Source organism: Pseudomonas sp. ANT_H12B, assembly GCF_008369325.1.
Taxonomy (GTDB): domain Bacteria; phylum Pseudomonadota; class Gammaproteobacteria; order Pseudomonadales; family Pseudomonadaceae; genus Aquipseudomonas.
This window is the reverse complement of sequence record NZ_VOBI01000011.1, coordinates 175,691-198,795: the sequence shown is the minus strand read 5'-3', so window position 1 is coordinate 198,795 and position 23,105 is coordinate 175,691. Positions and strand designations below refer to the sequence as shown.

At 59.8% G+C, this 23,105-nt stretch carries 26 protein-coding genes; 13 read left to right on the top strand and 13 right to left on the bottom strand.

Features of this window, described 5'->3' with window-relative positions; all coding sequences use genetic code 11:
• Positions 1 to 149 precede the first annotated feature (149 nt).
• Positions 150 to 545 carry a YbaN family protein gene (locus FQ185_RS18710; RefSeq protein ID WP_149418705.1) on the bottom strand — a complete coding sequence of 132 codons (396 nt, stop codon included), beginning with the start codon at positions 543 to 545 and terminating at the stop codon, positions 150 to 152.
• A 10-nt stretch (positions 546 to 555) separates the two neighbouring features.
• Complete coding sequence (locus FQ185_RS18705; protein ID WP_008156162.1) at positions 556 to 1,143, bottom strand: YecA family protein; 588 nt, start codon at positions 1,141 to 1,143, stop codon at positions 556 to 558.
• A 429-nt stretch (positions 1,144 to 1,572) separates the two neighbouring features.
• Between FQ185_RS18705 and recQ the strand changes: the two genes are divergently transcribed.
• The 4 genes from recQ to FQ185_RS18685 all read left to right on the top strand — a co-directional run bounded on the left by recQ (position 1,573) and on the right by FQ185_RS18685 (position 6,500).
• Entirely contained in the window at positions 1,573 to 3,699 is a 2,127-nt protein-coding gene (gene recQ, locus FQ185_RS18700; protein ID WP_149418704.1) for a DNA helicase RecQ, read from the top strand.
• A 119-nt stretch (positions 3,700 to 3,818) separates the two neighbouring features.
• A complete protein-coding gene (locus tag FQ185_RS18695; protein WP_149418703.1) occupies positions 3,819 to 4,253 on the top strand; it encodes a MarR family transcriptional regulator in 435 nt (144 codons plus the stop codon).
• 128 nt (positions 4,254 to 4,381) lie between these two features.
• Positions 4,382 to 6,139, top strand: coding sequence for a FimV/HubP family polar landmark protein (locus FQ185_RS18690; protein ID WP_149418702.1), 1,758 nt, complete (start codon positions 4,382 to 4,384; stop codon positions 6,137 to 6,139).
• A gap of 73 nt (positions 6,140 to 6,212) precedes the next feature.
• Positions 6,213 to 6,500: a SelT/SelW/SelH family protein gene (locus FQ185_RS18685; protein ID WP_149418701.1), complete on the top strand. Its 288-nt coding sequence runs from the start codon at positions 6,213 to 6,215 to the stop codon at positions 6,498 to 6,500.
• On the opposite strand, the gene FQ185_RS18680 is transcribed toward FQ185_RS18685, so the two are convergent.
• Positions 6,494 to 7,387 carry a DMT family transporter gene (locus FQ185_RS18680; protein WP_149418700.1) on the bottom strand — a complete coding sequence of 298 codons (894 nt, stop codon included), beginning with the start codon at positions 7,385 to 7,387 and terminating at the stop codon, positions 6,494 to 6,496. The two genes, FQ185_RS18685 and FQ185_RS18680, sit on opposite strands and share 7 nt — an antisense overlap.
• 80 nt (positions 7,388 to 7,467) lie before the next feature.
• Positions 7,468 to 8,268 (bottom strand): AraC family transcriptional regulator, encoded by an 801-nt coding sequence (locus tag FQ185_RS18675; RefSeq protein WP_149418699.1) that lies wholly within the window; start codon positions 8,266 to 8,268, stop codon positions 7,468 to 7,470.
• Positions 8,269 to 8,403: 135 nt separating this feature from the next.
• On the opposite strand from FQ185_RS18675, the gene FQ185_RS18670 reads away from it, so the two are divergent.
• Complete coding sequence (locus tag FQ185_RS18670) at positions 8,404 to 9,219, top strand: UDP-2,3-diacylglucosamine diphosphatase (protein WP_149418698.1); 816 nt, start codon at positions 8,404 to 8,406, stop codon at positions 9,217 to 9,219.
• A gap of 141 nt (positions 9,220 to 9,360) precedes the next feature.
• Here the strand turns inward: FQ185_RS18670 and FQ185_RS18665 are convergent, their stop codons facing one another.
• Positions 9,361 to 9,951: an HD domain-containing protein gene (locus FQ185_RS18665; RefSeq protein ID WP_149418697.1), complete on the bottom strand. Its 591-nt coding sequence runs from the start codon at positions 9,949 to 9,951 to the stop codon at positions 9,361 to 9,363.
• Positions 9,952 to 9,978: 27 nt separating this feature from the next.
• Complete coding sequence (locus FQ185_RS18660) at positions 9,979 to 10,290, bottom strand: Mpo1-like protein (protein ID WP_149418696.1); 312 nt, start codon at positions 10,288 to 10,290, stop codon at positions 9,979 to 9,981.
• Between the two features lie 160 nt (positions 10,291 to 10,450).
• On the opposite strand from FQ185_RS18660, the gene FQ185_RS18655 reads away from it, so the two are divergent.
• Positions 10,451 to 11,512 carry an AraC family transcriptional regulator gene (locus tag FQ185_RS18655; protein ID WP_218575894.1) on the top strand — a complete coding sequence of 354 codons (1,062 nt, stop codon included), beginning with the start codon at positions 10,451 to 10,453 and terminating at the stop codon, positions 11,510 to 11,512.
• Here the strand turns inward: FQ185_RS18655 and FQ185_RS18650 are convergent.
• The gene (locus FQ185_RS18650; RefSeq protein ID WP_149418695.1) at positions 11,469 to 12,923 is read right to left on the bottom strand and encodes a TrkH family potassium uptake protein; all 1,455 of its coding nucleotides are present in this window, start codon (positions 12,921 to 12,923) and stop codon (positions 11,469 to 11,471) included. The two genes, FQ185_RS18655 and FQ185_RS18650, sit on opposite strands and share 44 nt — an antisense overlap.
• 122 nt (positions 12,924 to 13,045) lie before the next feature.
• On the opposite strand from FQ185_RS18650, the gene FQ185_RS18645 reads away from it, so the two are divergent.
• Positions 13,046 to 13,612 (top strand): nitroreductase family protein, encoded by a 567-nt coding sequence (locus FQ185_RS18645; RefSeq protein WP_149418694.1) that lies wholly within the window; start codon positions 13,046 to 13,048, stop codon positions 13,610 to 13,612.
• Positions 13,613 to 13,720: 108 nt separating this feature from the next.
• Here FQ185_RS18645 and FQ185_RS18640 read toward each other — a convergent pair whose 3' ends face one another.
• From FQ185_RS18640 to FQ185_RS18615, 6 genes are all read right to left on the bottom strand, one after another.
• Complete coding sequence (locus tag FQ185_RS18640; protein ID WP_149418693.1) at positions 13,721 to 15,061, bottom strand: HAMP domain-containing sensor histidine kinase; 1,341 nt, start codon at positions 15,059 to 15,061, stop codon at positions 13,721 to 13,723.
• 175 nt (positions 15,062 to 15,236) lie between these two features.
• Positions 15,237 to 15,683: a Spy/CpxP family protein refolding chaperone gene (locus FQ185_RS18635; protein WP_149418692.1), complete on the bottom strand. Its 447-nt coding sequence runs from the start codon at positions 15,681 to 15,683 to the stop codon at positions 15,237 to 15,239.
• A gap of 125 nt (positions 15,684 to 15,808) precedes the next feature.
• Positions 15,809 to 16,486 carry a response regulator transcription factor gene (locus FQ185_RS18630; RefSeq protein ID WP_149418691.1) on the bottom strand — a complete coding sequence of 226 codons (678 nt, stop codon included), beginning with the start codon at positions 16,484 to 16,486 and terminating at the stop codon, positions 15,809 to 15,811.
• A gap of 7 nt (positions 16,487 to 16,493) precedes the next feature.
• A complete protein-coding gene (locus tag FQ185_RS18625) occupies positions 16,494 to 16,904 on the bottom strand; it encodes a translation initiation factor 2 (RefSeq protein ID WP_149418690.1) in 411 nt (136 codons plus the stop codon).
• A 109-nt stretch (positions 16,905 to 17,013) separates the two neighbouring features.
• A complete protein-coding gene (locus FQ185_RS18620; protein WP_149418689.1) occupies positions 17,014 to 17,313 on the bottom strand; it encodes a YciI family protein in 300 nt (99 codons plus the stop codon).
• A 1-nt stretch (position 17,314) separates the two neighbouring features.
• A complete protein-coding gene (locus tag FQ185_RS18615; protein ID WP_149418688.1) occupies positions 17,315 to 17,911 on the bottom strand; it encodes a septation protein A in 597 nt (198 codons plus the stop codon).
• A gap of 87 nt (positions 17,912 to 17,998) precedes the next feature.
• On the opposite strand from FQ185_RS18615, the gene FQ185_RS18610 reads away from it, so the two are divergent.
• From FQ185_RS18610 to rluB, 6 genes are all read left to right on the top strand, one after another.
• Complete coding sequence (locus tag FQ185_RS18610; protein ID WP_149418687.1) at positions 17,999 to 18,862, top strand: PHP domain-containing protein; 864 nt, start codon at positions 17,999 to 18,001, stop codon at positions 18,860 to 18,862.
• A gap of 13 nt (positions 18,863 to 18,875) precedes the next feature.
• The gene (locus FQ185_RS18605) at positions 18,876 to 19,505 is read left to right on the top strand and encodes an L-threonylcarbamoyladenylate synthase (protein ID WP_149418686.1); all 630 of its coding nucleotides are present in this window, start codon (positions 18,876 to 18,878) and stop codon (positions 19,503 to 19,505) included.
• A 60-nt stretch (positions 19,506 to 19,565) separates the two neighbouring features.
• Positions 19,566 to 20,324 (top strand): ScpA family protein, encoded by a 759-nt coding sequence (locus tag FQ185_RS18600; RefSeq protein ID WP_178113562.1) that lies wholly within the window; start codon positions 19,566 to 19,568, stop codon positions 20,322 to 20,324.
• Between the two features lie 11 nt (positions 20,325 to 20,335).
• Entirely contained in the window at positions 20,336 to 21,325 is a 990-nt protein-coding gene (gene scpB / locus FQ185_RS18595; protein WP_149418684.1) for an SMC-Scp complex subunit ScpB, read from the top strand.
• A 144-nt stretch (positions 21,326 to 21,469) separates the two neighbouring features.
• Positions 21,470 to 21,661, top strand: a complete 192-nt coding sequence (locus FQ185_RS18585; protein WP_149418683.1) for a DUF1289 domain-containing protein — start codon at positions 21,470 to 21,472, stop codon at positions 21,659 to 21,661.
• A gap of 155 nt (positions 21,662 to 21,816) precedes the next feature.
• Positions 21,817 to 23,100 (top strand): 23S rRNA pseudouridine(2605) synthase RluB, encoded by a 1,284-nt coding sequence (gene rluB, locus FQ185_RS18580; protein WP_149418682.1) that lies wholly within the window; start codon positions 21,817 to 21,819, stop codon positions 23,098 to 23,100.
• Positions 23,101 to 23,105 lie beyond the last annotated feature (5 nt).

The following is a 23,105-nucleotide window of genomic DNA, read 5'->3' as shown; positions in this document are numbered from 1 at the left end:
GTGCCACATCCCTCAAACCCGCGCTACCGGAACAGTAGTCCTGCACTGCTGCCAGTTTTACTTGCTCTGTGTACTTACCCATGACACCCCCAAAGGTTGTGTTCAACCTTTGGGGGTCAGTTCACTCCGCGTGGGAACGATCAGGACGATCAGGGCTTGCGCAGGGTTTTCTGTTTGAGGATGTAGATCGTCACCAGCACCGCACTGGTCAGCATGAACCCGCGCGCCCAAGGCAGAGGCACCAGGTAGCAGGAAAGCAGTATGCTCACCCACATCACGCCGATGGCGTAGACCTTGCCTTTGAGCGGGATGCCGTTGCCGTCGAGGTAGTTGCGAATCCACGGTCCAAGCCGTGGGTGCTCCACCAGCCACTGATAGAAACGCGGCGAACTGCGGGCGAAGCAGGCGGCCGCCAGCAGCAGGAAGGGTGTGGTGGGCAACACCGGCAGGAAAATCCCGATTACCCCCAGCGCTACGCTCAGCCAGCCGATGGCCAGCAGCACGTAGCGCAACATCAGGGAGCGGTTGCCTATGGGATTGTCCATAGGCAAAACCTTAGTGGTGACGTGGCTTGAGGATCGCCGGTTTTTCGTCTGGCGCCTGGCACAGCAGGTACAGCGCGGTCAGGGCTTCCGGGATCTGTACGATCATGTCGTCCATCAGGTTGGCGTCTTTGGCGATGTCTTCGAACTCAGGCTGTTCGTCGAACAGACCGGAACCGACCATGATCGGCAGCAGCATTTCGCTGACTTCGTCTTCGGCGGTTTCGAACCACGCCGCTTCGCGCAGGAACACGCCTTCCATGAAACCGATGCACCAGCCGCGCAAATCGGAATCATCCGGTTCTTCGCCCAGGTCCAGGTCGCATGGCAGCTCGAACTCTTCATCGGACGCCAGTTGGCGTGCGATGTGAGCCTTGAGTGCAAGCAGGGTGGATTCGATCGCTTCACGCTCGGTATCGTCGGCGTAATGTGGCTCTTCGGCGAAGAGAGCGTCGATCCATTCACGGTCGGGAACGGTTTCGGAACAGATCGACAGCGCAGTGAGGTAGCCGTGGGCGGCCACGTAGTCCAGCGCCTCGTCATGCAGTTCGTCGGCGTCGAGGAAGACTTGCAGGCGGGTTAGTTGCTCAGCGAAGGACATTAAAGGGCTACCTTGGGAATTAAACAGATGCGGGAATTCTAGGCCTTCTTGAGCACTCAGGCCAGCCGCGCGGCATTTTTGCATGCGGGATTCTGTGACTGCCGATACCTCTCAGCCAGACCCAATCCCTGTGGGAGCGAGCTAGTTCGCGATAGCGGTCGGTCAGTCAGTCACTTGAATATGGAGTGTGCTACCGCCATCGCGAGCAAGCTCGCTCCCACAGGTTGCGCGGTGTTTGTCCTTACGTGTCTTATCAGCGGCACCCTTTGCCGGACAGGGCTCGGGTATACTCCCGCGTTTTGTGATGCCCTGCTGGCGTCACGGCTGAAATGTGAAGCGTCATGCAATGCGCACTTACGATTTGTCGGTGCAGCCTTGGTGGTTCTGAACCAGCCTTGCAGGGATGTTTTTGTGATTTTTGGAGTTTTTATGCTCGAACAGGCTCAACGCGTCCTCAAGGACATCTTCGGCTACGACAGTTTTCGTGGCCGCCAGGGTGCAATCATTGAGCGCGTGGCCAGTGGCGGTGATGCCCTGGTGCTGATGCCTACCGGTGGTGGCAAGTCCTTGTGCTTCCAGGTGCCGGCGCTGCTGCGCGAAGGCCTGGCAGTGGTGGTGTCGCCGCTGATCGCGCTGATGGACGACCAGGTCGCGACCCTTGAGGAACTGGGTGTTGCTGCTGCTGCATTGAACTCCACACTGAGCGCAGAACAGCAGCGTGACCTGGCGGCACGGATCAAGCGCGGTGAAGTGAAAATGCTTTATCTGGCGCCCGAGCGTCTGGTTCAGCCGCGCATGCTGGCCTTCCTGCAAAGCCTGGAAATCGCCCTGTTCGCCATCGACGAAGCCCACTGCGTGTCCCAATGGGGCCACGACTTCCGCCGCGAATACCTGCAATTGGGTCAGTTGGCGGAATTGTTCCCCAACGTCCCGCGCATCGCCCTGACCGCCACCGCCGACAAACGTACCCGCGAAGAAATCGTCGACCGCCTGCATTTGCAGGATGCCGAACGTTTCCTGTCGAGTTTTGACCGGCCGAACATTTTCTATCGCATCGTGCCCAAGGAACAGCCGCGCAAGCAGTTGCTGGCATTCCTTGCCGAGCGACGAAGCGATGCCGGCATCGTCTATTGCCTGTCGCGCAAGAAAGTTGACGAAGTGGCGGTGTTTCTCAGCGAGCAAGGCTTCCCGGCACTGCCGTACCATGCCGGGTTGCCCAACGACACGCGAGCTCATCACCAGAAGCGCTTCCTCAACGAGGAAGGCCTGATCATGGTGGCCACCGTGGCGTTTGGCATGGGCATCGACAAACCCAACGTGCGTTTTGTCGCTCACCTCGATTTGCCCAAGTCGCTTGAAGCCTATTACCAGGAAACCGGTCGCGGCGGCCGTGACGGTCTGCCGGCAGATGCCTGGATGGCTTACGGCCTGCAAGACGTGGTGATGCTTAAGCAGATGCTGCAGAACTCCGAGGGCGACGAGCGTCACAAGCGCCTGGAGCAGCACAAGCTCGACGCCATGCTCTCGCTCTGCGAAGAAACCCGCTGTCGTCGTCAAACGTTGCTGGCCTACTTTGACGAAGACATGCCGCAGCCCTGCGGCCATTGCGACAACTGTGTCGATGGCGTTCAGACCTGGGACGCTACCGAGCCGGCGCGTCAGGCGCTCTCGGCAATCTACCGCACCGGTCAGCGCTACGGCGTCGGTCATCTGGTCGACGTGCTACTGGGTAAGGACAACGAAAAAGTCCGCAGCTTCGGCCATCAGCACTTGTCGGTATACGGTGTCGGCAAGGCGATGGGCGAGAGTGAGTGGCGCTCCCTGTTTCGACAGCTGGTTGCACGCGGTCTGGCAGACATCGACCTCGAAGGCTACGGAGGCCTGCGCCTGAGCGACACCTGTCGACCGCTGCTCAAGGGCGAAGTAACCCTGGAGCTGCGTCGCGACCTCAAACCGCAAACCACGGCCAAAAGCAGCAAGAGCCAGGCCAGCCAACTGGTCCGTGGCGAAGAACGCGAACAATGGGAAGCGCTGCGTGCCCTGCGCCGCAAGCTTGCCGAAGAACACGGGGTGCCGCCGTACGTCATCTTCCCCGACTCGACATTGTTGGAAATGCTCCGCAGCCAGCCGACCTCCCTGTCGGAAATGGGCACGGTCAGCGGTGTCGGTGCGCGCAAACTTGAGCGTTATGGCGAGGCCTTCCTCAAAGTCCTCGGTGGCCAGGTCGAGGCGCCGAAAGTGGTGGCCGACGTGCGCCACGAACTGATCACCCTGGCGCGCGCGGGCATGACGCCGTTGCAGATCGCCGGTCAGCTGCAATGCTCGGAAAAGAACGTTTACGCCATGCTCGCCGAAGCGATCGGCAAGCAGCAGCTCTCGTTGGAGCAGGCACTGGATCTGCCCGAAGACTTGATGGGGGAAATCCAGGATGCGTTCCTTGACGGCGAAGGCGAACTGCCTCCGGTCACGGAGATCGCCGCACTGTTCGCCGGCAGAGTACCGGAAGGGGTTTTGTACTGTGTCCGGGCGGCGCTGCAGTCCGAATTCGAGATTTAAGTGACCCGCCTCATAGATGTAACGATTCAGTACAGACCAAGCCTTGCCTCTGGCGAAGGCTCATGCTTAGCTGACTAATAATTAGTTTTTCTCTATTTCAGTCTAACCATGAGTTTTTTATGCCGTTAACCGATCAACACCGCTTTGGCATGCAACTGGCCCAGATGTCGCGCGGCTGGCGTGCCGAACTGGACCGCCGTCTGGCCGGCCTTGGGCTGTCCCAGGCGCGCTGGCTGGTGCTGCTGCACCTGGCACGTTTCGACAGTGCCCCGACTCAACGTGAATTGGCGCAAAGCGTCGGCGTCGAAGGGCCGACCCTCGCCCGACTGCTCGACAGCCTCGAAACCCAGGGGCTGGTCCAGCGCCAATCGGTGCTGGAAGACCGCCGGGCGAAAAAAATCGTCCTCTGCGCGCCAGCTCGTCCCTTGATCGAACAAATCGAAACGATTGCCACCCAATTGCGCCGTGAGTTGTTCGAAGGCGTTGATGAGGCGGATTTGAAGGTCTGCATGCATGTCCACGGACACATTCTGGCCAACCTGGAAAAATCTTGAGGCATAACCGCACGCCGGACTCCTGAGGTTTCCCGTTGGGCAGACTATAAAGAACTACTCGGCAATATCGTGTTCGTACCCCTGGTGCGAACGCGTACAGGTTGGATCTGGTTATTTAAGGGATGCTCATGCTCGAGAGTTGGCAGTTCGTTTTGCGGTGTTGCGCCAGGTTGCTTCTGGCCGGTGGTGCGGTCACTTACTCGGCATTGGCGCCCGCGCTAGGCTTGGGTGAGATCACCCTGCATTCGGCACTGAATCAGCCGTTGCGCGCCGACATCGCACTGCTGGATGCCGCGGGTCTGGAGGAGGGCGAGTTGTCCGTCAGCCTGGCGACGGCGGACGAGTTCAGCCGCGCCGGTGTCGAGCGGGTGTTCTTCCTCAACGATCTGAAGTTCACCCCGATCCTGAAGGGTAATCGCAGCCTGATCCGGGTGAGCTCCAGCAAACCGGTCAAGGAACCCTTCCTGAATTTTCTCGTGCAACTCAATCAGCCCAACGGGCGCTTGCTGCGCGAGTACACGGTGCTGATCGATCCGCCGGGTTCACCGGGGATTGTTCCCGTCAGTGATGAGCCGCTTGCCGAGTCTCAGACCTCTGCCTTCCCGACGGCCCAGCCGAACGTTGCACCGCCACCGGCCAAGAAGGCGCCTGCTGCTCGCGTCGATCAACCTGTCGCTACACCCGTAACGGATCCGGTCGCCGAACAACTGGCTGCCAGCGTGCTGCAAAACCAGCAACTGCAAGCCACCCTCAATGAGCTGAATGCGAAACTTCAGGGTCAGGACGAGCAGATCGCCGGCCAGAAAAAGCAACTGGTCGAACTGCAAACTCAATTGGCGGAAGCCCAACAGCCGGTAGTAGAGCCGGTTGCGCCAACCGCTGTGGTGCCAGCGCCGGTGGTTGTTGAAGAACCTGAGTCGACCAACTGGCTGCTGATCTTCGGGTTACTGGCGCTGGTAGCGTTGCTGTTGCTGGGGCTGTTTATTCGGCGTCAACGACAACAGGTTCAGGCGTTGTCCGAGCCTCTACCTGTTTTACCGTCAAGGCCTGAGCCGGTGGTCAGTCGCGCGGCAGAACCGGTTACACAGGCGCAACCGGCAAGCGAGCAGCAAGAAGAGACGCCAACAGGCGATGTACTGGAGGGAGTCGGTATTTATGTAGCCTATGGCCGTTTTTCCGAAGCAGCCGGTTTGTTGCGAGAGGCGTTGATCAAGGAGCCGCAACGCACGGATCTGGCTGTGCAGTTGCTGGAAATCCTGGGTAAACAAGGAGACGTGCCGGCCTATGACGCGCAGGAAAACGACCTGCGTGATGCCGGATTCGACCCGCAAAAGCTTCAAGACATCCGTGCCCGCTACCCCAAACTGAGCAGTGCGGCATCGGTGGCCACTGCAGTGACCATCATTTTTCCGAAGGCTTCGCTACCGGAAGCGGCGCCTAACGATGAGTTCCAGTTGAACCTGGATGACCTGTCGATGGATTCGAGTTGGGATTTGATCAGCCCCTTCGAAAACTCGCGGTCCGCTGCAAAACCATCGAGCGAACCAGCGCCGGCCGAGTCGCCTTTCACCTCGAACCTGCACGAACTACCTGACGTATTCGAAATGCCTGACGAGGCAACGCTGGACGAGCCGCAACTTGAGTGGGACGCGGAGCCGGAATCGCAGTCTCTGGACGACACCTTCCTCAGCGAATTCAGCGATCCCGGCCAGTCACTGGAACTTGAACCGGCCGAACCGAGCAGCGCCAGCAAACTGGAACAAGCCCAGACCTGCATCGATGACGGCGATCTGGACAGCGCCATCGAACTGCTCAACGAGTTGCTCAAGGAAGGTGACGAGCCACTCAAGCAGACCGCCCGCAATCTGTTGGCTGGCATCCGATAATGCTGCGCCGCTAATCAAGACAAAAAGGCAGTTATGATACCGACGCCCCTCTGACTCAGGAATTTCGCCGATCATGACTGCACACAAGCCGGAAATCGTCATCACCTATTGCACGCAATGCCAATGGCTGTTGCGCGCCGCCTGGCTTGCCCAGGAACTGCTCAGCACCTTTGGTGATGACTTGGGCAAAGTGTCGCTGGTGCCCGGCACGGGTGGGGTCTTTCATATTTTCTGTGACGAAGTTCAGATCTGGGAACGCAAGGCTGACGGTGGTTTTCCCGAGGCTAAGGTGCTCAAGCAGCGGGTCCGTGATCAGATCGATCCGGACCGCGATTTGGGGCACAACGACCGCACTCAATGAGATGCGGCTTCTGCGGCCACCGCCTTCTTGCTTGAGCCGCCCGAGAGTCGGCTGGAAACCACAATTGCCACGATGATCAACGCGCCGCCGATCAGCATGCGCAACGTCGGGTTTTCATCGAACAGCAACCAGGCCATGGTGATGCCGTAAACCGGTTCCAGGGCGAACACTACGGCGGCAGTTCGCGCCTTGATTACCGCCAGGCTTGCGACAAACAGGCTGTGAGCGACACCGGTGCAGAACACCCCAAGCAGACCGATCCATAGCCAGTCGATGGCGCGCACGTCGCTCAACTGCGGTGCGGCCACGGGTAGCAGACACAGTGCGACCACCACGTTCTGACACAGCGCAGCCTGGACCGGCGGGATTCGACCGGAGCTGGCGCGGTTGGTCAGGGAAAGTAACGCAAACAGCAACCCTGAACCCACCGCCCACAGCAAGCCAGTGGTGGCGCCGCTGGCCAGATCGAAGTCTGGGGTGACCAGCACCAGCCCGACACTCACCAACACCACCAGCAGGATTTCATTGGCGCGAATTCGCTCGCGGAAAATCAGCCCTTCGAGAATCACCGTAAACGCCGGGAAACTGGCAAAGCCCAGTGTTGCGATCGCCACACCTGCAACCTTCACCGCAATGAAGAAACTCACCCAGTGCCCGGCCAACAACACGCCGCTGAGCAACAGCCGGCGCCAGTCCGCGGCTTCCAGTTTTTGCCAGCGAGTATTGCTGGCGAACCGCGCAAAAACGGCTAACGCCAGCACAGCAAACGCGGCACGGCCGAAGACGATGACGGCGGGGGAGGCAGCAGCCAGTTTGCCAAACACACCGGTCAGGCCAAACATCAGTGCGCCGATATGCAGGGCGCCAAGGGCGGAGCGGGGAGTCATTGCAATCCTTGATAAACATAGTGAACCAGGCCGACAGACATCGCCGTATCTGTAGCCGCAGGCTTCGTCAGCGGCTACATTTAATCGCGCAACGTCAGGTTATGTCTGTCGCCAGACTCGCGTTCTTTGTCGCCAGCCTCTCGACGCAACTTGCCGGGCGAGGCTCCAAACTCGCGCAATACCGCTGCGGCGAACGCGCTCTGAGAACTGTAACCGACCCGACTGGCAATCTCGCCGATGGGCAGCGCCGAATCGCGCAGTAATCCCACCGCCCTGTGCAGGCGTCGACTGCGGATGTAGTCCATCGGCGTCTGCCCGCATTCGGCAACGAACCGCGCATGTAACCGGGCGCTGGACAGGCCGGCCACACGGGCCAGATCGGCGACTTGCAGCGGATAAGCCGCGTATTGGTCGATGTGCGCATTCAGCGCGGCATACGGCAGGCGTCGACCGCCCACCACTTCAGGCTTGGCGTTGTTGAGGCTGGCCAATAACAGCACTGCGCCTTGCTGAGCAATCAGCGGGTCACCGACAGGACTGCCCGCCAACCAACTCACCAACTGGCTTTGCCCGGCATCCAGCGCTAAGCGCCCGGCGCTGTCGAGCAAGCGACGGCTGGCGTCGGCGTGCTCCCCCAACGACTGAGAAACCCACTGATCGCCGGGCACGTCCAGCACCAGACAACGGCTGCCATTGGTGCTGCCACAGGCGTGATGCATGCCGGCCGGTATCACCACGAAACTCTGCTGAACCACCTGACTGCCACGTCCGTCGACCTCGAAATCCAGCGCACCTGACAGCCCGAACACCAGTTGTGCGTGGTCGTGGCTATGGATGATCAGGTCTTTGGTGTACTGGCGTAGCGTCAGGATCGGTCTCATCGCAGGTCTCCCGGGCAAGGCCGCCAGTCTACACCGCCGACACCTTTGAGCGCTGTCACAGGACTGACTTGCCATTGTCACGGACCATTAACCCGACCAGCGCAAACTTGCCAAAACTTGTCCAGAGGGTTGCCCATGACCAGCGCCGAGTTCGCCAAACCCAGTCGTAAGCAACGTGTGCGCACCTTGTGGATTTCCGACGTGCATCTGGGCACGCGGGACTGCCAGGCTGAACACCTGTCACAGTTTCTCAAGGGCTACCACACGGACAAGATCTACCTGGTCGGCGACATCATCGATGGCTGGAAACTGCGCGGCGGCATGTACTGGCCTCAGGCGCACACCAATGTGATTCGACGCCTGTTGACAATGAGCAAACGCGGTACGGAGGTGATCTACGTCACCGGCAACCATGACGAATTCCTGCGCCGTTACTCGAAGCTGATCCTGGGTAACATCCAACTGGTGGACGAAGCTGTGCATGTCACCGCCGATGGCCGTCATCTGTTGGTGATCCACGGCGATCAGTTCGACGTGATCACCCGGTATCACCGCTGGCTGGCTTTTCTCGGCGACTCGGCCTACGAATTCACCCTGACCCTCAATCGCTGGCTCAATCACTGGCGCGCCCGTTATGGCTACGGTTACTGGTCGTTGTCGGCGTACCTCAAGCACAAAGTCAAAACGGCGGTCAGCTTTATCAGCGACTTCGAAGAAGCCATCGCCCACGAATGCGTCAAACGCGAATTGCATGGGGTGGTATGCGGGCACATTCACCACGCCGAGATTCGCAAGGTCGGCGAGGTGGACTACCTCAATTGCGGGGATTGGGTGGAGTCGTGCACGGCGCTGATCGAACATTGGGATGGTTCGATCGAGTTGTATCGGTTGGCGGATGCCCAGGCGCGGGAGGCTGAGTTGAAAGCATTGAAAGTCGCAGAGCCTGCTTAAAATCAGGTTTATTGGCCGGCCCCATCGCGGGCAAGCCCACACACACACAGTGAGCGAGGTGAGCACAAGATTTGTGAACGCCAGAGAACCCTGTGGGAGCGGGCTTGCCCGCGATGGACCGCGTAGCGGTCCCAAAAAATGTCAGGAGGGCAAATGCTCTTCCATCGCCGCCTTGTAAATTGAATTCTTCGGCTGAGCAAACAACCGCTCCATCATCGGCTCAAAGAAACTCAGCGGAAGCGTCTCGTAAGCCGGATCAAACGCCGCCGCGTCGTATTTCGCGCAAAACTCGATCGTCGCCTGATACTGCGGATGCCCGCTGAATTGCTCGCGCAAATGTCGGTCCATGCCCAGGTGATGGAAAAAGTAGTAACCCTGAAAAATCCCGTGCTTCTCCACTATCCATAAGTTCTCGACGCTGACGAACGGCTTGAGGATCGCCGCGGCAATGTCCGGGTGGTTGTAGGAGCCCAGAGTGTCGCCGATGTCGTGAAGCAGCGCGCACACCACGTACTCTTCGTCGCGGCCATCGCGCCAGGCACGGCTGGCGGTTTGCAGGGAGTGGGTCAGACGATCCACAGGGAAGCCGCCAAAATCACCCTCAAGCAATTTCAGGTGCGCCACAATCCGTGTCGGCAATTGTCGGGCGTAGGCACTGAAGTCCGCGGCGATGATCGCCCAGTCTTCCTGCGTGCCGTCCTTCATGTGGGTGAAACGAGCGTTGGCATTCATCGGCAATCCTCTTGTAACTAACGGCCCCTAGAACGGCACGCGACCCAGAATCATGTCGCGGTACATGACGAAATCGCCGAGCAGGCTGTAAAACGGGTGTTGAAAGGTCGCAGGACGATTCTTCTCGAAGAAGAAATGACCCGCCCAGGCGAAGCTGTAACCCGCCAGTGGCAGGGCCAGTAACAGCAGCCAGGCGCCTTTGCCGATGGTCAGTGCCAGAATGATAATAACCAGCGTCGTGCCAATGAAGTGCAATCGTCGGCAGGTACTGTTGCTGTGCTCACCGAGGTAATACGGGTAGAACTCAGCGAAGCTGTTGAAACGTTTGATGTTTTCCACGACTGCGATCTCTGTGGTTATTGTTCTGACTGCAAGTTGTTCTGCGGGGAGCTTATTTGAGTCTAGAGTGATCATTGGCATCAGCCAGTGACAATAGGCGCCACTTTAGTATCCTTCGGAAATTGGCCGCAGCATGCGGCTTATCATGTAAGTGAACGACATGAGCGAACGAACGACTTCTGCAAGCTGGGCGATGGGGATTGTCAAAGCACTGGAGATGGACGGCCTGGATTGCCGGGTTCTGTTCAAGCAGCTGGGGCTCGACTATGCGGCACTGGATGATCCGGATGCGCGCTTCCCGCAAGATTCCATGACACGACTCTGGCAGCGCGCGGTCGAGCTGTCCGGCAACCCGGCGATCGGCCTGAACATGGGCAAGGTGGTGCGACCGGCCTCCTTTCATGTAGCTGGCTACGCCTTGATGTCCAGCCAGACCCTGGCCGAAGGCTTTCAACGCCTGGTGCGTTATCAGCGGATCATTGCCGAAAGTGCCGACCTGAGTTTTCGCCTGCTGGATGAAGGTTATGCGCTGATTCTGACGGTCCATGGCGACCACCTGCCACCGACCCGCCAGAGCGCCGAAGCTTCACTGGCCTGTGCGTTGGCGCTGTGCGGCTGGCTGACCGGGCGCACCCTGCAACCGCGCAAGGTGCTGGTGCAGGGGGATGAACCGGCCAATCTCGAACCCTATAAACAAGCATTTCACGCGCCGTTGGTGTTCAACGCGCCCTATGACGCCTTGATTTTCGAGCGTGCCGACATGGAGGCGCCGTTGCCTACCGCCAATGAGGCGATGGCGCTGTTGCATGACCGGTTTGCGGGAGAATATCTGGCACGGTTTTCCGAGAGCCGCGTGACCCACAAGGCGCGGCAGGTGCTATGCCGTTTACTGCCACAAGGCGAACCCAAGCGCGATACCGTGGCGCAGACGCTGCACCTGTCGCAACGCACGTTGCAGCGACGCCTGCAAGAAGAGGGCACCAGTTTTCAGACATTGCTGGACGACACGCGGCGCGAGTTGGCCGAGCAGTACCTGGCGCAACCCGGCATGACGTTGCTGGAAATTGCCTACTTGCTGGGGTTCGCTGATCCGAGCAACTTCTTCCGCGCCTTCCGGCGCTGGTTCGACGCCACCCCCGGCGAGTACCGGGTGCGGTTGATTGAAGCGCCCGGCCTTGTCAGTGACGCCAGAACGCCGGAATACACAGAACGAACACCGTAATAATCTCCAGTCGGCCAAGCAGCATGCCGAACGAGAGAATCCACTTGGCGGCGTCCGGCAGGGAGGCGAAGTTGCCCGCCGGGCCAATGGTCTCGCCCAGCCCCGGACCGACGCCGGACACGGTGCTGGCTGCGCCGGTGAGGGCGGTCATCCAGTCCACGCCCAGCAGCGACAGCAATAGCGCGATCACGCAGATGGTGATCGCAAAGAAGAACGAAAAGGTCAAAATCGAACGCACGATCTCTTCATCGAGGCGGTGACCGTTGTACTTCTGCTTGATCACCGCGCGCGGGTGAATCAACTGGTTAAGGTTGGCCTTGAGCAAGATATAGGCGACCTGGAAACGGAAAATCTTGATCCCGCCAGCGGTCGAGCCCGAGCAGCCTCCGATAAAGCCCAGATAAAAGAACAGCATCAGCGAGAAATTGCCCCACAAGCTGTAGTCCCCGAGTGCGAAGCCGGTGGTTGTCACCACCGACGTCACGTTCAGCGCCACATGTCGCAGTGCTTCCAGCCAATGCAGCTGGGTGGTCCACCAGTACCAGGTGCCGAGCACCAGCCAGGTCACCAGCAACATGCCGAGCAAGCCTTGAACCTGCTGATCCTTGATCAGTGCCCGACGGTTACCGCGCAAAGTCGCCACGTACAGGGTGAACGGCAGACTGCCGAGAATCATGATGACGATCGCTACCCAGTGCACCGCCGGTTGCTTCCACTTGGCCAGCGACAGGTCGGAAGTCGAGAACCCGCCGGTGGAAATCGCCGACATCGCATGGTTGATCGCATCGAACGGGCTCATTCCGGCCCACCAGAACGCCAGGCTGCCGAAAATGGTAATTCCGACGTAGGCCGCCACGATCAAACGGGCCACCATGTGCGAACGGGGCATGACCTTTTCGGAACGGTCCGACGACTCGGTCTGAAACAGCCGCATGCCACCGATGCGCAGCAGTGGCAAAATCGCAACCGCCATGCCGATGAAGCCGATGCCGCCGATCCAGTGCAGCAATGACCGCCACATCAGGATGCCGGGGGACATGTCGTCCAGATGGTTGAGTACCGTCGAACCGGTGGCGGTGATGCCGGACATGCTTTCGAAGAACGAATCGGTGTAGCTGATGTGCTGGGTCAACAGAAATGGCAGCGCGGCGAAGATGCACACCACCAGCCAGCTGCTGACGGTCAGCAGGTACATGTCCCGTGGGCGCAGGTGCACGTGCTCGGGGCGGCCGGGGATGACCAGGGCCAAACCTGCGACAAAGGTGATCATGCTCGCCCAAAGGAACGACGGCAGGTCGCCCGTGCGGTCGAAGATCAGCAGCGTGCCCATGGGCACGATCATGGCGATAGCCAAGGTGATCAGGAAGATGCCGATGATGAAACCAATAGTCCGTAAGGTCGGCAACGCCATGAAGTCCGCTCGGGCTGATAGTGGGAAGGGCGCCATTCTACCTGTGGGGCAGGGCATGTAAACCGGCACCGCCGTGACACTTGCAGCTAGAATAGCCGGACAATTTTTTCAGGAGGTGGCCGATGCAGGCTCTCGACGCTTTGCTCAACCGTGTTTCCGTTCCACGACTGCTCGATCCAGCGCCCACTGCAGAGCAACGCGAAGTGCTGTTTGCCGCTGCGATGCGTGCGCCAGACCACGGCCATTTGCAGCCATGGCGCTTCCTGACAGTCGAAGGTATGGCACGCGAGCAAATGGGCGAGTTGCTGGCCGAAGCGGCGAAGCTGCAGGACAGTGAGGTATCCGAGGCCGTGTTGGACAAGGCGCGCAACGGTCCACTGCGCGCGCCGCTGGTGGTCGTGGTGATCGCGCGTTTGCAGGATCACGTCAAATATCCGAAGTCCGAGCAGCTGCTGGCGGCGGGTTGTGCGGCTCACGGGATTTTGCTGGCGGCATATGCGCAAGGGATTGGCGCGGTGTGGCGCACCGGTGAGCTGGCCTATTCGGCGCATGTGGCCAAGGGCTTGGGCTTGGCGGAAGGGGAGGAGGTGATTGCGTTTCTTTACCTTGGCACGCCGCAGAAGGAACCGCGCGTGGCGGAGAAAGTCGACCTGGCTGAATTCGTCAGTGCCTGGCCTGGAAAAGCCTGACACCTCCGTTCAAATGTGTGAGCGAGCTTGCTCGCGACAGCGTCTTCACATTTACAAAAGATGTTGAATGACCTACCGCTTTCGCGAGCAAGCTCGCTCCCACAGGGGTCATGGTTGGACGATGATTCCCGGTACTAACGGTAATTCAAGGCTGGCGATAAACCCGCCATCAGGATGATTGGCCAACACCAGACTCCCGCCATGCCGTTCCGCTGCCCGCCGTGCGATCGCCAATCCCAAACCATGGCCGGCCGCTGTTTGCCCTGGCGCCCGATAGAACGGCTCACCCAGCTGATTCAAATGCTCGGCGTCTACACCGGGCCCATGATCGCGCACACTCACCACAATCCGCTCACCCTGATGCACCGCCTGCATTTCAATTGATTGCCCCACCGGGTTGAACCGCTGGGCATTTCGCAGCAAGTTGTCCACGGCACGCTCGATCATCGTCGGCCAGCCTTTCAGGTTCAGCTGCGGCTCGGCCTCAAGGCGCACGTTCTGCTCCGGCGAGCCCAATTGAGCATCCTTTTGCAGGGTGTGGAGCAGGGAGTTGAGATCAACCTCTTCGGCGCTGGCGTTGTCGGCATCAACCCGCGCCAGTACCAGGATTTCGCTAATCAGCGCTTCCAGTCGGTCGCATTCACGCGTCAGGCGTGGCCAGAGTTTTTCCCGTTCCTCAGGGGTGGCCCGCTCGGCCAGTGCCAGTGCGATGCGCAGGCGGGCAAGGGGTGAACGCAGTTCATGGGACACATCGCGCAGCAACTGCCGCTGACTGCCGATCAAACTTTGCAGGCGCGCGCCCATGCGGTTGAAGTCATTGGCCAGCACACCGAACTCATCGCGACGGTTGGCCAGTTTGACCAGGCTGTTTTGCTGGTAGGTGGTTTGCCCCAGATCATGCACTGCTCCGCGTAAACGACTGAGCGGGCGGGTGATCGAAAATGTCACCAGCAGGCTGAACAAGGTCAGTACCACCAGCGCAATGCCCAGCGCACTCAACGGCCAAAGCAGACTTTCGCGGTGCCAGGCATCCAGTTCGGGGTGCGGGATGCGGTAGATCAGCAGATAGGTGTCGCCGGTTTTTGCGCTGGTGTACTCATCGGTCAAGCGGCGCCACGGCAGGCGACGGTCGTCGCTGTTCTGCCGCGCTTCGAACGCCGCCGCCCGGCGTGGGAAGGTGCCGCGTACCACCGGATCGCCGCTCTCATTGAGCACTTGAACGTCGATGTGATACTGGCGCTTGCGTTGTTTCAGAATGTCCTGGGCCGCTTCTTCTCCCTGGGCTTCGTAGGTTTGCGTCCATTGTTCGGCCAACGTGTTCAGGCCCGGGTGGCGACTGAGAATCCACGTATCCTGGTTGAGCATGTGCCCAAGCAGAATGGAGAGCCCTGCAACCAGAGCGATGGCCAACCAGAAGCTGGCTAGAATACGCCAGAACAATGAGCGCACAGAAAATCCTCAAACAAACACAAATCCCATGTGGGAGCGAGCCTGCTCGCGAAAGCGGTATGTCAGTTTACAAATGCTTTCCTGGCACACTGCTTTCGCGAGCAGGCTCACTCCCACATTGAACTGAATGGCAAAAGACCCAACGGTGTTAGCCGTTGGGTCCGGAGTTAACGCATTATTGCGCTTTTTGCGGTTGTTGCGCTTTCCAGGCCTTGAACTCGGCCCATTCTGCGCGACGCTCAGCCTTTTTCTTCTGGATCTCATCGAATTGCTTCTGTTGATCCGGTTTCAGCAAGGCACGCACGTCGGCTTCGGCTTTCTTGTGGTTGGCGGCCATTTCGTCTTTCATGGCTTTCTGGTCGGCTGGCGAGAGTTTTTCCAGGTACTTGTCGACCACTTGCTTACGCGAGTGCATCTGGTCGCCCATGATCTTGCGGATCTGCTCGCGCTGTTCGCGGCTCAGGTCCAGCTGGCTGTACGGGCCTTTACCGTGCATGCCGTGCATCTGCCCGCCGTGGCGTGAGCCGTCCATCGGACCCATCGGGCCGGCGCCTTCAGGCATGGCCATGGCAACGGTCGGCAGGGCGGCAGCGAACATCAGAGCGATAAGAGTTTTGCGCATGGTGAATCTCCTTGTCTCGTTCCCGGTACGTTCCGGATGTGTGCAGATTACGGAGATAAAGGTCAGCGGCGGTCAGCGGAGCGTAAAGCTTGGGTAAAGACGATTTCGCGCTGACCTGACAACACTTACAGGCTGTAGTAATAACCACGGCTGCGCAGGGCAATGATGCGCGGACGGCCGTCGGGGTGCGGGCCGATCTTTTTGCGCAGGTTGCTGACGTGCATGTCCAGGCTGCGGTCGTACAGGGTCAGCTTGCGGCCGAGGGCGATTTGCGCCAGTTCCTGTTTGTCCAGCGGCTCGCCGGGTTGCTTGAGCAAGGCTTCAAGCAGACGGCTTTCAGAAACGGTGAGGGTGAATTCCTGTTCGTCGATACTGACGACGCCACGCACCGGGCTGAAATACAGATCGCCCAGTTCGAGCTGGCTGGAGACTGCCGCCGGATGACTGCGGCGCAACACGGCGCGCAGGCGGGCTGTCAGTTCTCGCGGGTCGCACGGCTTGGCCAGGTAATCGTCGGCGCCGAGTTCCAGCCCGAGGATGCGGTCCAGTGGCTCACCGCGGGCTGAAAGCATCAGCACCGGCAAGTCCGGGTGGTCGCTACGCAATTGCTTGAGCAGCTCCAGACCGCTACCGTCCGGCAGCATGACATCCAGCACCACGGCCGCCGGCGAAGTTTCAGCCAGCGCGCGACGGGCGCTCTGGCCATCGTGGCAGGCGCGGACCTGGAAGCCTTCCTGGCTCAGCCAACTGCTCAGGAGCTCACACAGCTCCTGGTCATCATCAATTAATAACAGCTCGCTCATGACTCACTCAATTTAGCCATTGCCTACGTTTTCTGGTGGCACCACTGGCGAAGATACCGCAGAGCAGTGCCAATAGCGCAACTCCAGCGCCGATGACGAACCACTGCTGCTGATCGGTCAGCAGGCGCGGCAGCGGGCTGCTGGCCTGGGCTTCCTTGAGCTGCAGCTTGAGGCGCTGATTTTCCTGGCGCAACCGGCTCAGCTGGGCGCTTTCGCGTTCGGCATCGGTATTTTGCAGTTGTTTGCTCAGTTCTTCTCGTTGCTGTTCGCTTGCCTTCAAGCGGTGTTGCAACTCGGTGATCTGGCCGCCGGCGCTCAGCGACAGCGGCGTCGAGCCGCCCTCGGCGCTTTCTTCACCGTGGGCTGGAGCCACAATCGACAACGTCAACATCATCAGACACAACGGACCTTTGCGCATCGCAACTCCTGATTCCAATACGAGTATTGGGCAGGTTGTCGGCCGGCAAACGAGAATAATGAGCGTTGAGAGCGCGATGAACCGATAAGGTTCATCGCGCCAGGGGATATCACGGCAGGACTTGCTTGAACGGCTTGACCGAAACGTTGGCGTAGACACCTGCGGTGATATACGGATCAGCATCGGCCCAGGCTTGAGCGGCACTCAGGGAATCGAATTCGGCGACGATCAGGCTGCCGGTGAAACCCGCAGCGCCCGGATCATTGCTGTCGACCGCCGGGTGTGGACCGGCCAAAACGATGCGACCTTCGCCTTTAAGCACTTGCAGGCGCTCAAGGTGCGCAGGCCGTGCGGCCAGGCGGGCTTCCAGGGAGTTGGCGACGTCTGTGGCAATGATTGCGTAAAGCATGTCAGTCCTCGGTTTTTGGCGTTGTGGTATCGGCGTCGTGCAGGTGGCGGGACAGGTAGATGCCCTGGCCGACCAGGAACAGCAAAGTCATGCCAAGGCTGCCGAACACTTTGAAGTCGACCCAGTAGCTCTGGAAGGTGAAGGCGACAAACAGGTTGGCGGCACCGCAAAACAGGAAAAACGCGATCCAGGCGATGTTCAGGCGAACCCAGACCGGCTCCGGCAGGGTCAGCGCGTGGCCCATGATGCGTTTGATCAGCAACTGCTCGCCGATGAAGTGACTGCCGATGAAGGCCAGGGCGAACAGCCAATTGACCACCGGAGCTTTCCACTTCAGGAAGGTCTCGCTATGGAACGCCAGGGTCAGGCTGCCGAAGACCAGGCAGGCGATGAGGGTCAGCCACTGGCTCTTCTCCAGCTTGCGCTGCTTGATGAAAAGCGTCCCATAAACCACCAGGGAGCTGATGATCAGCATCGCGGTGGCGCTGTAAATACCGCCTACAGTCAGTTGATGACCGGCGATGTCGACGACACGTGGATCGATTTTGAAGACAATGAAAAACAGCAGAAGCGGGATGAAATCGATGAATTGTTTCACAGTGGCAGCCAGAAGCAGGATGTGGCGGCATAATAACAAACATATGGGCGCGCGATAGCGCCAGCTGATTTGAGGTAACAAAGTCCTGTGAATGTCGATTTGCATTGCCATAGCACGGCCTCCGATGGCGCCCTGGCGCCAGCGGTACTGGTTGCGCGTGCGTTCGAGAACGGCGTGCGAATCCTGGCCTTGACCGATCACGATACCCTTGAAGGCCTCGACGAGGCCCGCAGTGCGGCGACTGCGCTGGGGATGCAACTGGTCAACGGCGTCGAATTGTCCTGCACCTGGGGCGGCGCGACCATTCATGTGTTGGGCTACGGTTTCGATGTCAATGCCCCGGCGTTGGTCGAGGCCATCGCAAAATTGCACGATGGCCGCTGGCTACGGGCCGAAGAAATAAGCCGCAAGTTGGCGTTGAAAGGCATGCCGGGAGCGCTGGAAGGTGCCCGGGCCATTCAGCAGGAATTGGGCGATAGCGGTAACGCACCGGCCCGTCCGCACTTCGCCGACTGGATGGTGCGTGAAGGTTTCGTCAAGGATCGCGCCGAAGCGTTCCGCAAATGGCTGGGGGCAGGCAAACTGGGCGACGTCAAGCAACACTGGCCGACCCTGGAAGACACGGTCGAGACCCTGCGAGCCGCCAAAGCCTGGGTCAGCCTGGCGCATCCGTGGCATTACGATTTCACTCGCAGCAAACGTCGCCGTCTGATTGCCGACTATATTCAAGCAGGGGGCCACGCAATCGAAGTGGTCAATGGCCATCAGCCTGCGGAGCAAGTGGGCAGCCTGGCGATTCTTGCCCGCGAGTTCGGTCTGCTGGTCAGCGCCGGCAGTGATTTTCATGGCCCTGGAGGCTGGTCCGAGATCGGCGAATATCGCCCGCTTCCGGAGGATCTGCCACCACTGTGGTGTCGATTCAAACATGACCCAATTATTGCCGCCGTCTGAACAGGTAGAGAATGTGAGTCAATTTTTCCAGATTCATCCGGAAAACCCGCAAGCGCGCCTGATCAAGCAGGCTGTCGAGATCATCCGCAAAGGCGGGGTGGTGATTTATCCCACAGACTCTTCCTACGCCATTGGTTGCCAGATCGGCGACAAGAATGCCGTGGATCGCGTGCGCCGTTTGCGTGGGCTGGATGACAAGCATAACTTCGCGCTGATTTGCTGCGACCTGTCGCAACTGGGGCTGTTTGCCAAGATCGACACCGGTACCTTCCGTCTGCTGAAAGCGCACTTGCCGGGGCCTTACACATTCATTCTCAACGCTACCCGCGAAGTCCCGCGGCTGTTGTTGCACCCGAAAAAACGCACCATCGGCCTGCGTGTGCCGAGCCATCCGATTGCCCTGGCGCTGTTGGAAGAGCTCGGCGAGCCGCTGATGAGCGTGACCCTGATCATGCCCGGCGACACCGATCCGTTGAGCGACCCCTACGAAATGCGCCAGTTGCTTGAACATCAGGTCGACCTGATCATCGACGGCGGGTTCGGCGGGATCAAGGCGTCCACCGTGATCAACCTCGCCGATGGCGAACCGGAAGTGATCCGCGTCGGATGCGGCGACCCAGCGCCGTTCATGGCCGAGGCCTAGATGTCTGCAGTAGAGCCCGTCGACAGTCAGGCCGGAGCCCAGCAAGAGCTGCCCTTCGCCATGGTCTACGGCCAGGCGGTCATGGAAATGCCGCTGGACCTGTACATCCCGCCGGATGCCCTCGAGGTTTTCCTTGAGGCGTTCGAAGGCCCCCTCGACCTGCTGCTGTACCTGATTCGCAAACAGAACATCAACATCCTCGACATCCCGGTGGCGGAAATCACCCGTCAGTACATGGGGTATGTCGAGTTGATGCAGTCTGTGCGCCTGGAGTTGGCCGCCGAGTACCTGGTGATGGCCGCGATGCTGGCCGAGATCAAGTCGCGGATGTTGCTGCCCCGTGCCGAAACAATTGAGGCCGAGGAAGATGACCCTCGCGCCGAACTGATCCGTCGCTTGCAGGAGTACGAGCGTTTCAAGGCTGCCGCCGAGGGCATCGATGGCCTGAGCCGTGTAGGTCGTGACGTGGTGGTGCCCAAACTGGATGCGCCGGAAGCCCGGGCGCGCAAACTGCTGCCGGATGTGCGTTTGTCAGAGCTGCTGCTGTCCATGGCCGAGGTCCTGCGCCGTGGCGACATGTTTGAAAGCCACCAGATCAGCCGCGAGGCACTGTCCACGCGTGAACGCATGAGTGATGTACTGGAACGGCTCAAGGGCGGTGGTTTCGTACCCTTTACCGAACTGTTCACCGCTGAAGAAGGGCGTCTTGGGGTGGTGGTGACCTTTATGGCGATCCTTGAGCTGGTAAAGGAATCCTTGGTCGAGCTGGTGCAGAATGAGCCGTTCGCAGCGATCCACGTGCGGGCCCGAGCCGAATAACGAGTTGAATCATGAACCTGACTGAACCCCGCGAGCTGGCGCCACTGCTTGAAGCCTTCCTGTTGGCCTCGGGAAAACCGCAATCGCTTGAACGCCTGTTCGAACTCTTCGAAGAGGGCGAGCGGCCGGAGCCACCGGTCTTCAAGAAAGCCCTGACGATTCTCGCCAAGTCCTGCGACGGTCGGGCCTTTGAGCTGAAGGAAGTCGCCTCCGGGTATCGCTTGCAGATCCGCGAAAAGTTTTCACCGTGGGTCGGACGTTTGTGGGAAGAGCGGCCGCAGCGTTATTCCCGCGCCATGCTCGAAACCATTGCGCTGATCGCCTATCGCCAGCCGATCACCCGGGGTGAGATCGAAGACGTGCGGGGCGTGGCGGTCAACAGTCACATTGTCAAAACCTTGCTGGAGCGTGAGTGGATCCGCATCGTCGGCTACCGCGATGTACCCGGTAAACCGGCGATGTTCGCCACCACCAAGGCCTTTCTCGATCACTTCAACCTGAAAAACCTCGACGATTTGCCGCCACTGGCCGATCTGCGTGAACTTGAGCCTGATCCGGTGCTCGACTTCGACGACGCGCCGGTGCCGGCCGGGTTGCAGGAACTGGCGGATGCCAGTGCCGAGCCGGAAGAACCCAAGGAGGAAACCAGTTTCCATACGCTGTTGCTGGAACTGGACACCATGGAAGACGGGATCAAGACCGATTTCGACGACATCCTGCGCGATACGGCGGTGACTGAGAGCGAAGAGGTTCAGGATCAGCCCGAGCCTTCGATTGAAGTTGAACTTCAGGGCGAGCCCGAAGCCACACTGGAAGAAGAGCAGCCGGAAGAAGAGCTTGATGACGACGTGCTGGGCGTAGCCGAAGCTCGCGAAAAACTGCTGGCTGCCGTCGCTGCCCTCGAACAGCCGAAACCGGATCCCGAGTTGAGCGACGAAGAAGCCGAAGCCCGAGCCCTCGCCGAAGCGATCGAAGCTGAACGCCGCGAATTCGACGACTGACCACAAATCCTGCGGGCAATGGAGAGCCCTGTGGAAGCGGGCTTGCCCGCGAAGAGGGCGGCACATCCTGCATCTCTGTCGACTGACACGCCGCTATCGCGGGCAAGCCCGCTCCCACAGGGTAAGTGTTGCCTGGAGTTGGAAATGAGCTCAACCAAAGACTCCTGCATCAGCGTCTGCAAGTTCACCGACGATATCTGCATCGGCTGTGGCCGCAGCAAGCGCGAGATCAAGGCCTGGAAGAAACTCGACAAGGTCGACAAGCGCACCGTTCTCGCCGAAGCATCGCTGCGCTTGATCAAACTCGGCGCCACCGGTCGGCGGAAAAGCAAATAACCTTGCGTCCATCAGCTAGTCTCTGATGCGCGAACGCTCCCATGAGCGTATGATTCGCGACCCTCCGGCGATCCCTTCGCCCGAGACCCCGCTTTCAACTCTTCAGGACCCTCACTTCAGAGCTGCCTGAACAGACCACACCGGGAGGTGCCCAGATGAGTATCAAAGACCAGAAAGACGACCAGGAAATCGGCCCAGCAGGCGAAAAACTGCAGAAAGTCCTCGCCCGTATCGGCGTCGGCTCGCGCCGTGACGTAGAAGCCTGGATCAGCCACGGCCGCATCAAGGTCAATGGCAAAGACGCCACCCTTGGTCTGCGCGTCGACCTGCACGACGCCATCACCATTGATGGCAAGGTGATCAAGCGCGAAGAAGCCGCCGAGTCGGTACGCCGCGTGATCATGTACAACAAGCCAGACGGTGAAATCTGCACCCGTGACGACCCTGAAGGCCGTCCGACCGTGTTCGATAAAATGCCGCGTCCGAAAGAAGGTCGCTGGATCAACATCGGTCGTTTGGACATCAACACCACCGGTCTGCTGATGTTCACCACCGACGGTGAGCTGGCCAACCGCCTGATGCACCCTTCCTACGAAATGGACCGTGAATACGCGGTACGTGTGCGTGGCGAAGTCGACGACGAGATGATCGAACGTCTGAAAGCAGGCGTCGTCCTTGAAGACGGCCCGGCCAAGTTCACCGACATCAAGCAAGCGCCAGGCGGCGAAGGTTTCAACCACTGGTACCACTGCGTGGTGATGGAAGGTCGCAACCGCGAAGTCCGTCGTCTGTGGGAATCCCAGGGCCTGGTGGTCAGCCGCCTGAAGCGCGTACGTTTCGGTCCGGTGTTCCTCAACTCCGACCTGCCGATGGGCCGCTGGCGCGAAATGAGCCAGTACGAAGTCGACATTCTGAGTGCTGAAGTCGGTTTGACCCCAGTGGCCATGCCGCAAATGAACGCCAAGAGCAAAGACAAGCTTGAACGTATGCAGCGTAAATCGTCCCGTCCGGTCGGCAAGACCGAGCGCGTTCGCACGCTGCGTCCTGCTGCTGCTGGTGCTGGTGCTGGTGCTCCGGCTGCCGGTCCACGCTCACCGCGTGAGCCGCAGATCGAAGGCGAACGTCCGGCCCGCAAGCCAGCCGCACCCCGTGCGGACGGCGAGCGCGGTCCGCGCACTCCGCGTCCTGCCAACGGTCGCACTGAACGTGGCGAAGGCCGCGGCGCGCCAAGCGGTGGTCGTAGCGATCGCGGTGCTCCAGCCGGTCGCGGTACGCCAGTGGCTGACCGTCCTTCTGATACCAAGCGCCCGGCCAAGCCAGCGCCGAAAAAACGTCCAGGCATCGTTCTGGTCGACCGTGACGCGCCATCGGGCAAACGCCGCGGTGCGCCAGCCGGTTCCGGCCAGCGTCCGGGCTTTGGTCGTCGCAAGCCTGAGTAATCGGT

Coding starts and splice junctions, on each gene's coding strand:
- FQ185_RS18710 (WP_149418705.1), bottom strand. CDS start 545: ATGGACAATCCCATAGGCAACCGCTCCCTGATGTTGCGCTACGTGCTG.
- FQ185_RS18705 (WP_008156162.1), bottom strand. CDS start 1,143: ATGTCCTTCGCTGAGCAACTAACCCGCCTGCAAGTCTTCCTCGACGCC.
- recQ (WP_149418704.1), top strand. CDS start 1,573: ATGCTCGAACAGGCTCAACGCGTCCTCAAGGACATCTTCGGCTACGAC.
- FQ185_RS18695 (WP_149418703.1), top strand. CDS start 3,819: ATGCCGTTAACCGATCAACACCGCTTTGGCATGCAACTGGCCCAGATG.
- FQ185_RS18690 (WP_149418702.1), top strand. CDS start 4,382: ATGCTCGAGAGTTGGCAGTTCGTTTTGCGGTGTTGCGCCAGGTTGCTT.
- FQ185_RS18685 (WP_149418701.1), top strand. CDS start 6,213: ATGACTGCACACAAGCCGGAAATCGTCATCACCTATTGCACGCAATGC.
- FQ185_RS18680 (WP_149418700.1), bottom strand. CDS start 7,387: ATGACTCCCCGCTCCGCCCTTGGCGCCCTGCATATCGGCGCACTGATG.
- FQ185_RS18675 (WP_149418699.1), bottom strand. CDS start 8,268: ATGAGACCGATCCTGACGCTACGCCAGTACACCAAAGACCTGATCATC.
- FQ185_RS18670 (WP_149418698.1), top strand. CDS start 8,404: ATGACCAGCGCCGAGTTCGCCAAACCCAGTCGTAAGCAACGTGTGCGC.
- FQ185_RS18665 (WP_149418697.1), bottom strand. CDS start 9,951: ATGAATGCCAACGCTCGTTTCACCCACATGAAGGACGGCACGCAGGAA.
- FQ185_RS18655 (WP_218575894.1), top strand. CDS start 10,451: ATGAGCGAACGAACGACTTCTGCAAGCTGGGCGATGGGGATTGTCAAA.
- FQ185_RS18650 (WP_149418695.1), bottom strand. CDS start 12,923: ATGGCGTTGCCGACCTTACGGACTATTGGTTTCATCATCGGCATCTTC.
- FQ185_RS18645 (WP_149418694.1), top strand. CDS start 13,046: ATGCAGGCTCTCGACGCTTTGCTCAACCGTGTTTCCGTTCCACGACTG.
- FQ185_RS18635 (WP_149418692.1), bottom strand. CDS start 15,683: ATGCGCAAAACTCTTATCGCTCTGATGTTCGCTGCCGCCCTGCCGACC.
- FQ185_RS18630 (WP_149418691.1), bottom strand. CDS start 16,486: ATGAGCGAGCTGTTATTAATTGATGATGACCAGGAGCTGTGTGAGCTC.
- FQ185_RS18625 (WP_149418690.1), bottom strand. CDS start 16,904: ATGCGCAAAGGTCCGTTGTGTCTGATGATGTTGACGTTGTCGATTGTG.
- FQ185_RS18620 (WP_149418689.1), bottom strand. CDS start 17,313: ATGCTTTACGCAATCATTGCCACAGACGTCGCCAACTCCCTGGAAGCC.
- FQ185_RS18600 (WP_178113562.1), top strand. CDS start 19,566: ATGGTCTACGGCCAGGCGGTCATGGAAATGCCGCTGGACCTGTACATC.
- scpB (WP_149418684.1), top strand. CDS start 20,336: ATGAACCTGACTGAACCCCGCGAGCTGGCGCCACTGCTTGAAGCCTTC.
- FQ185_RS18585 (WP_149418683.1), top strand. CDS start 21,470: ATGAGCTCAACCAAAGACTCCTGCATCAGCGTCTGCAAGTTCACCGAC.
- rluB (WP_149418682.1), top strand. CDS start 21,817: ATGAGTATCAAAGACCAGAAAGACGACCAGGAAATCGGCCCAGCAGGC.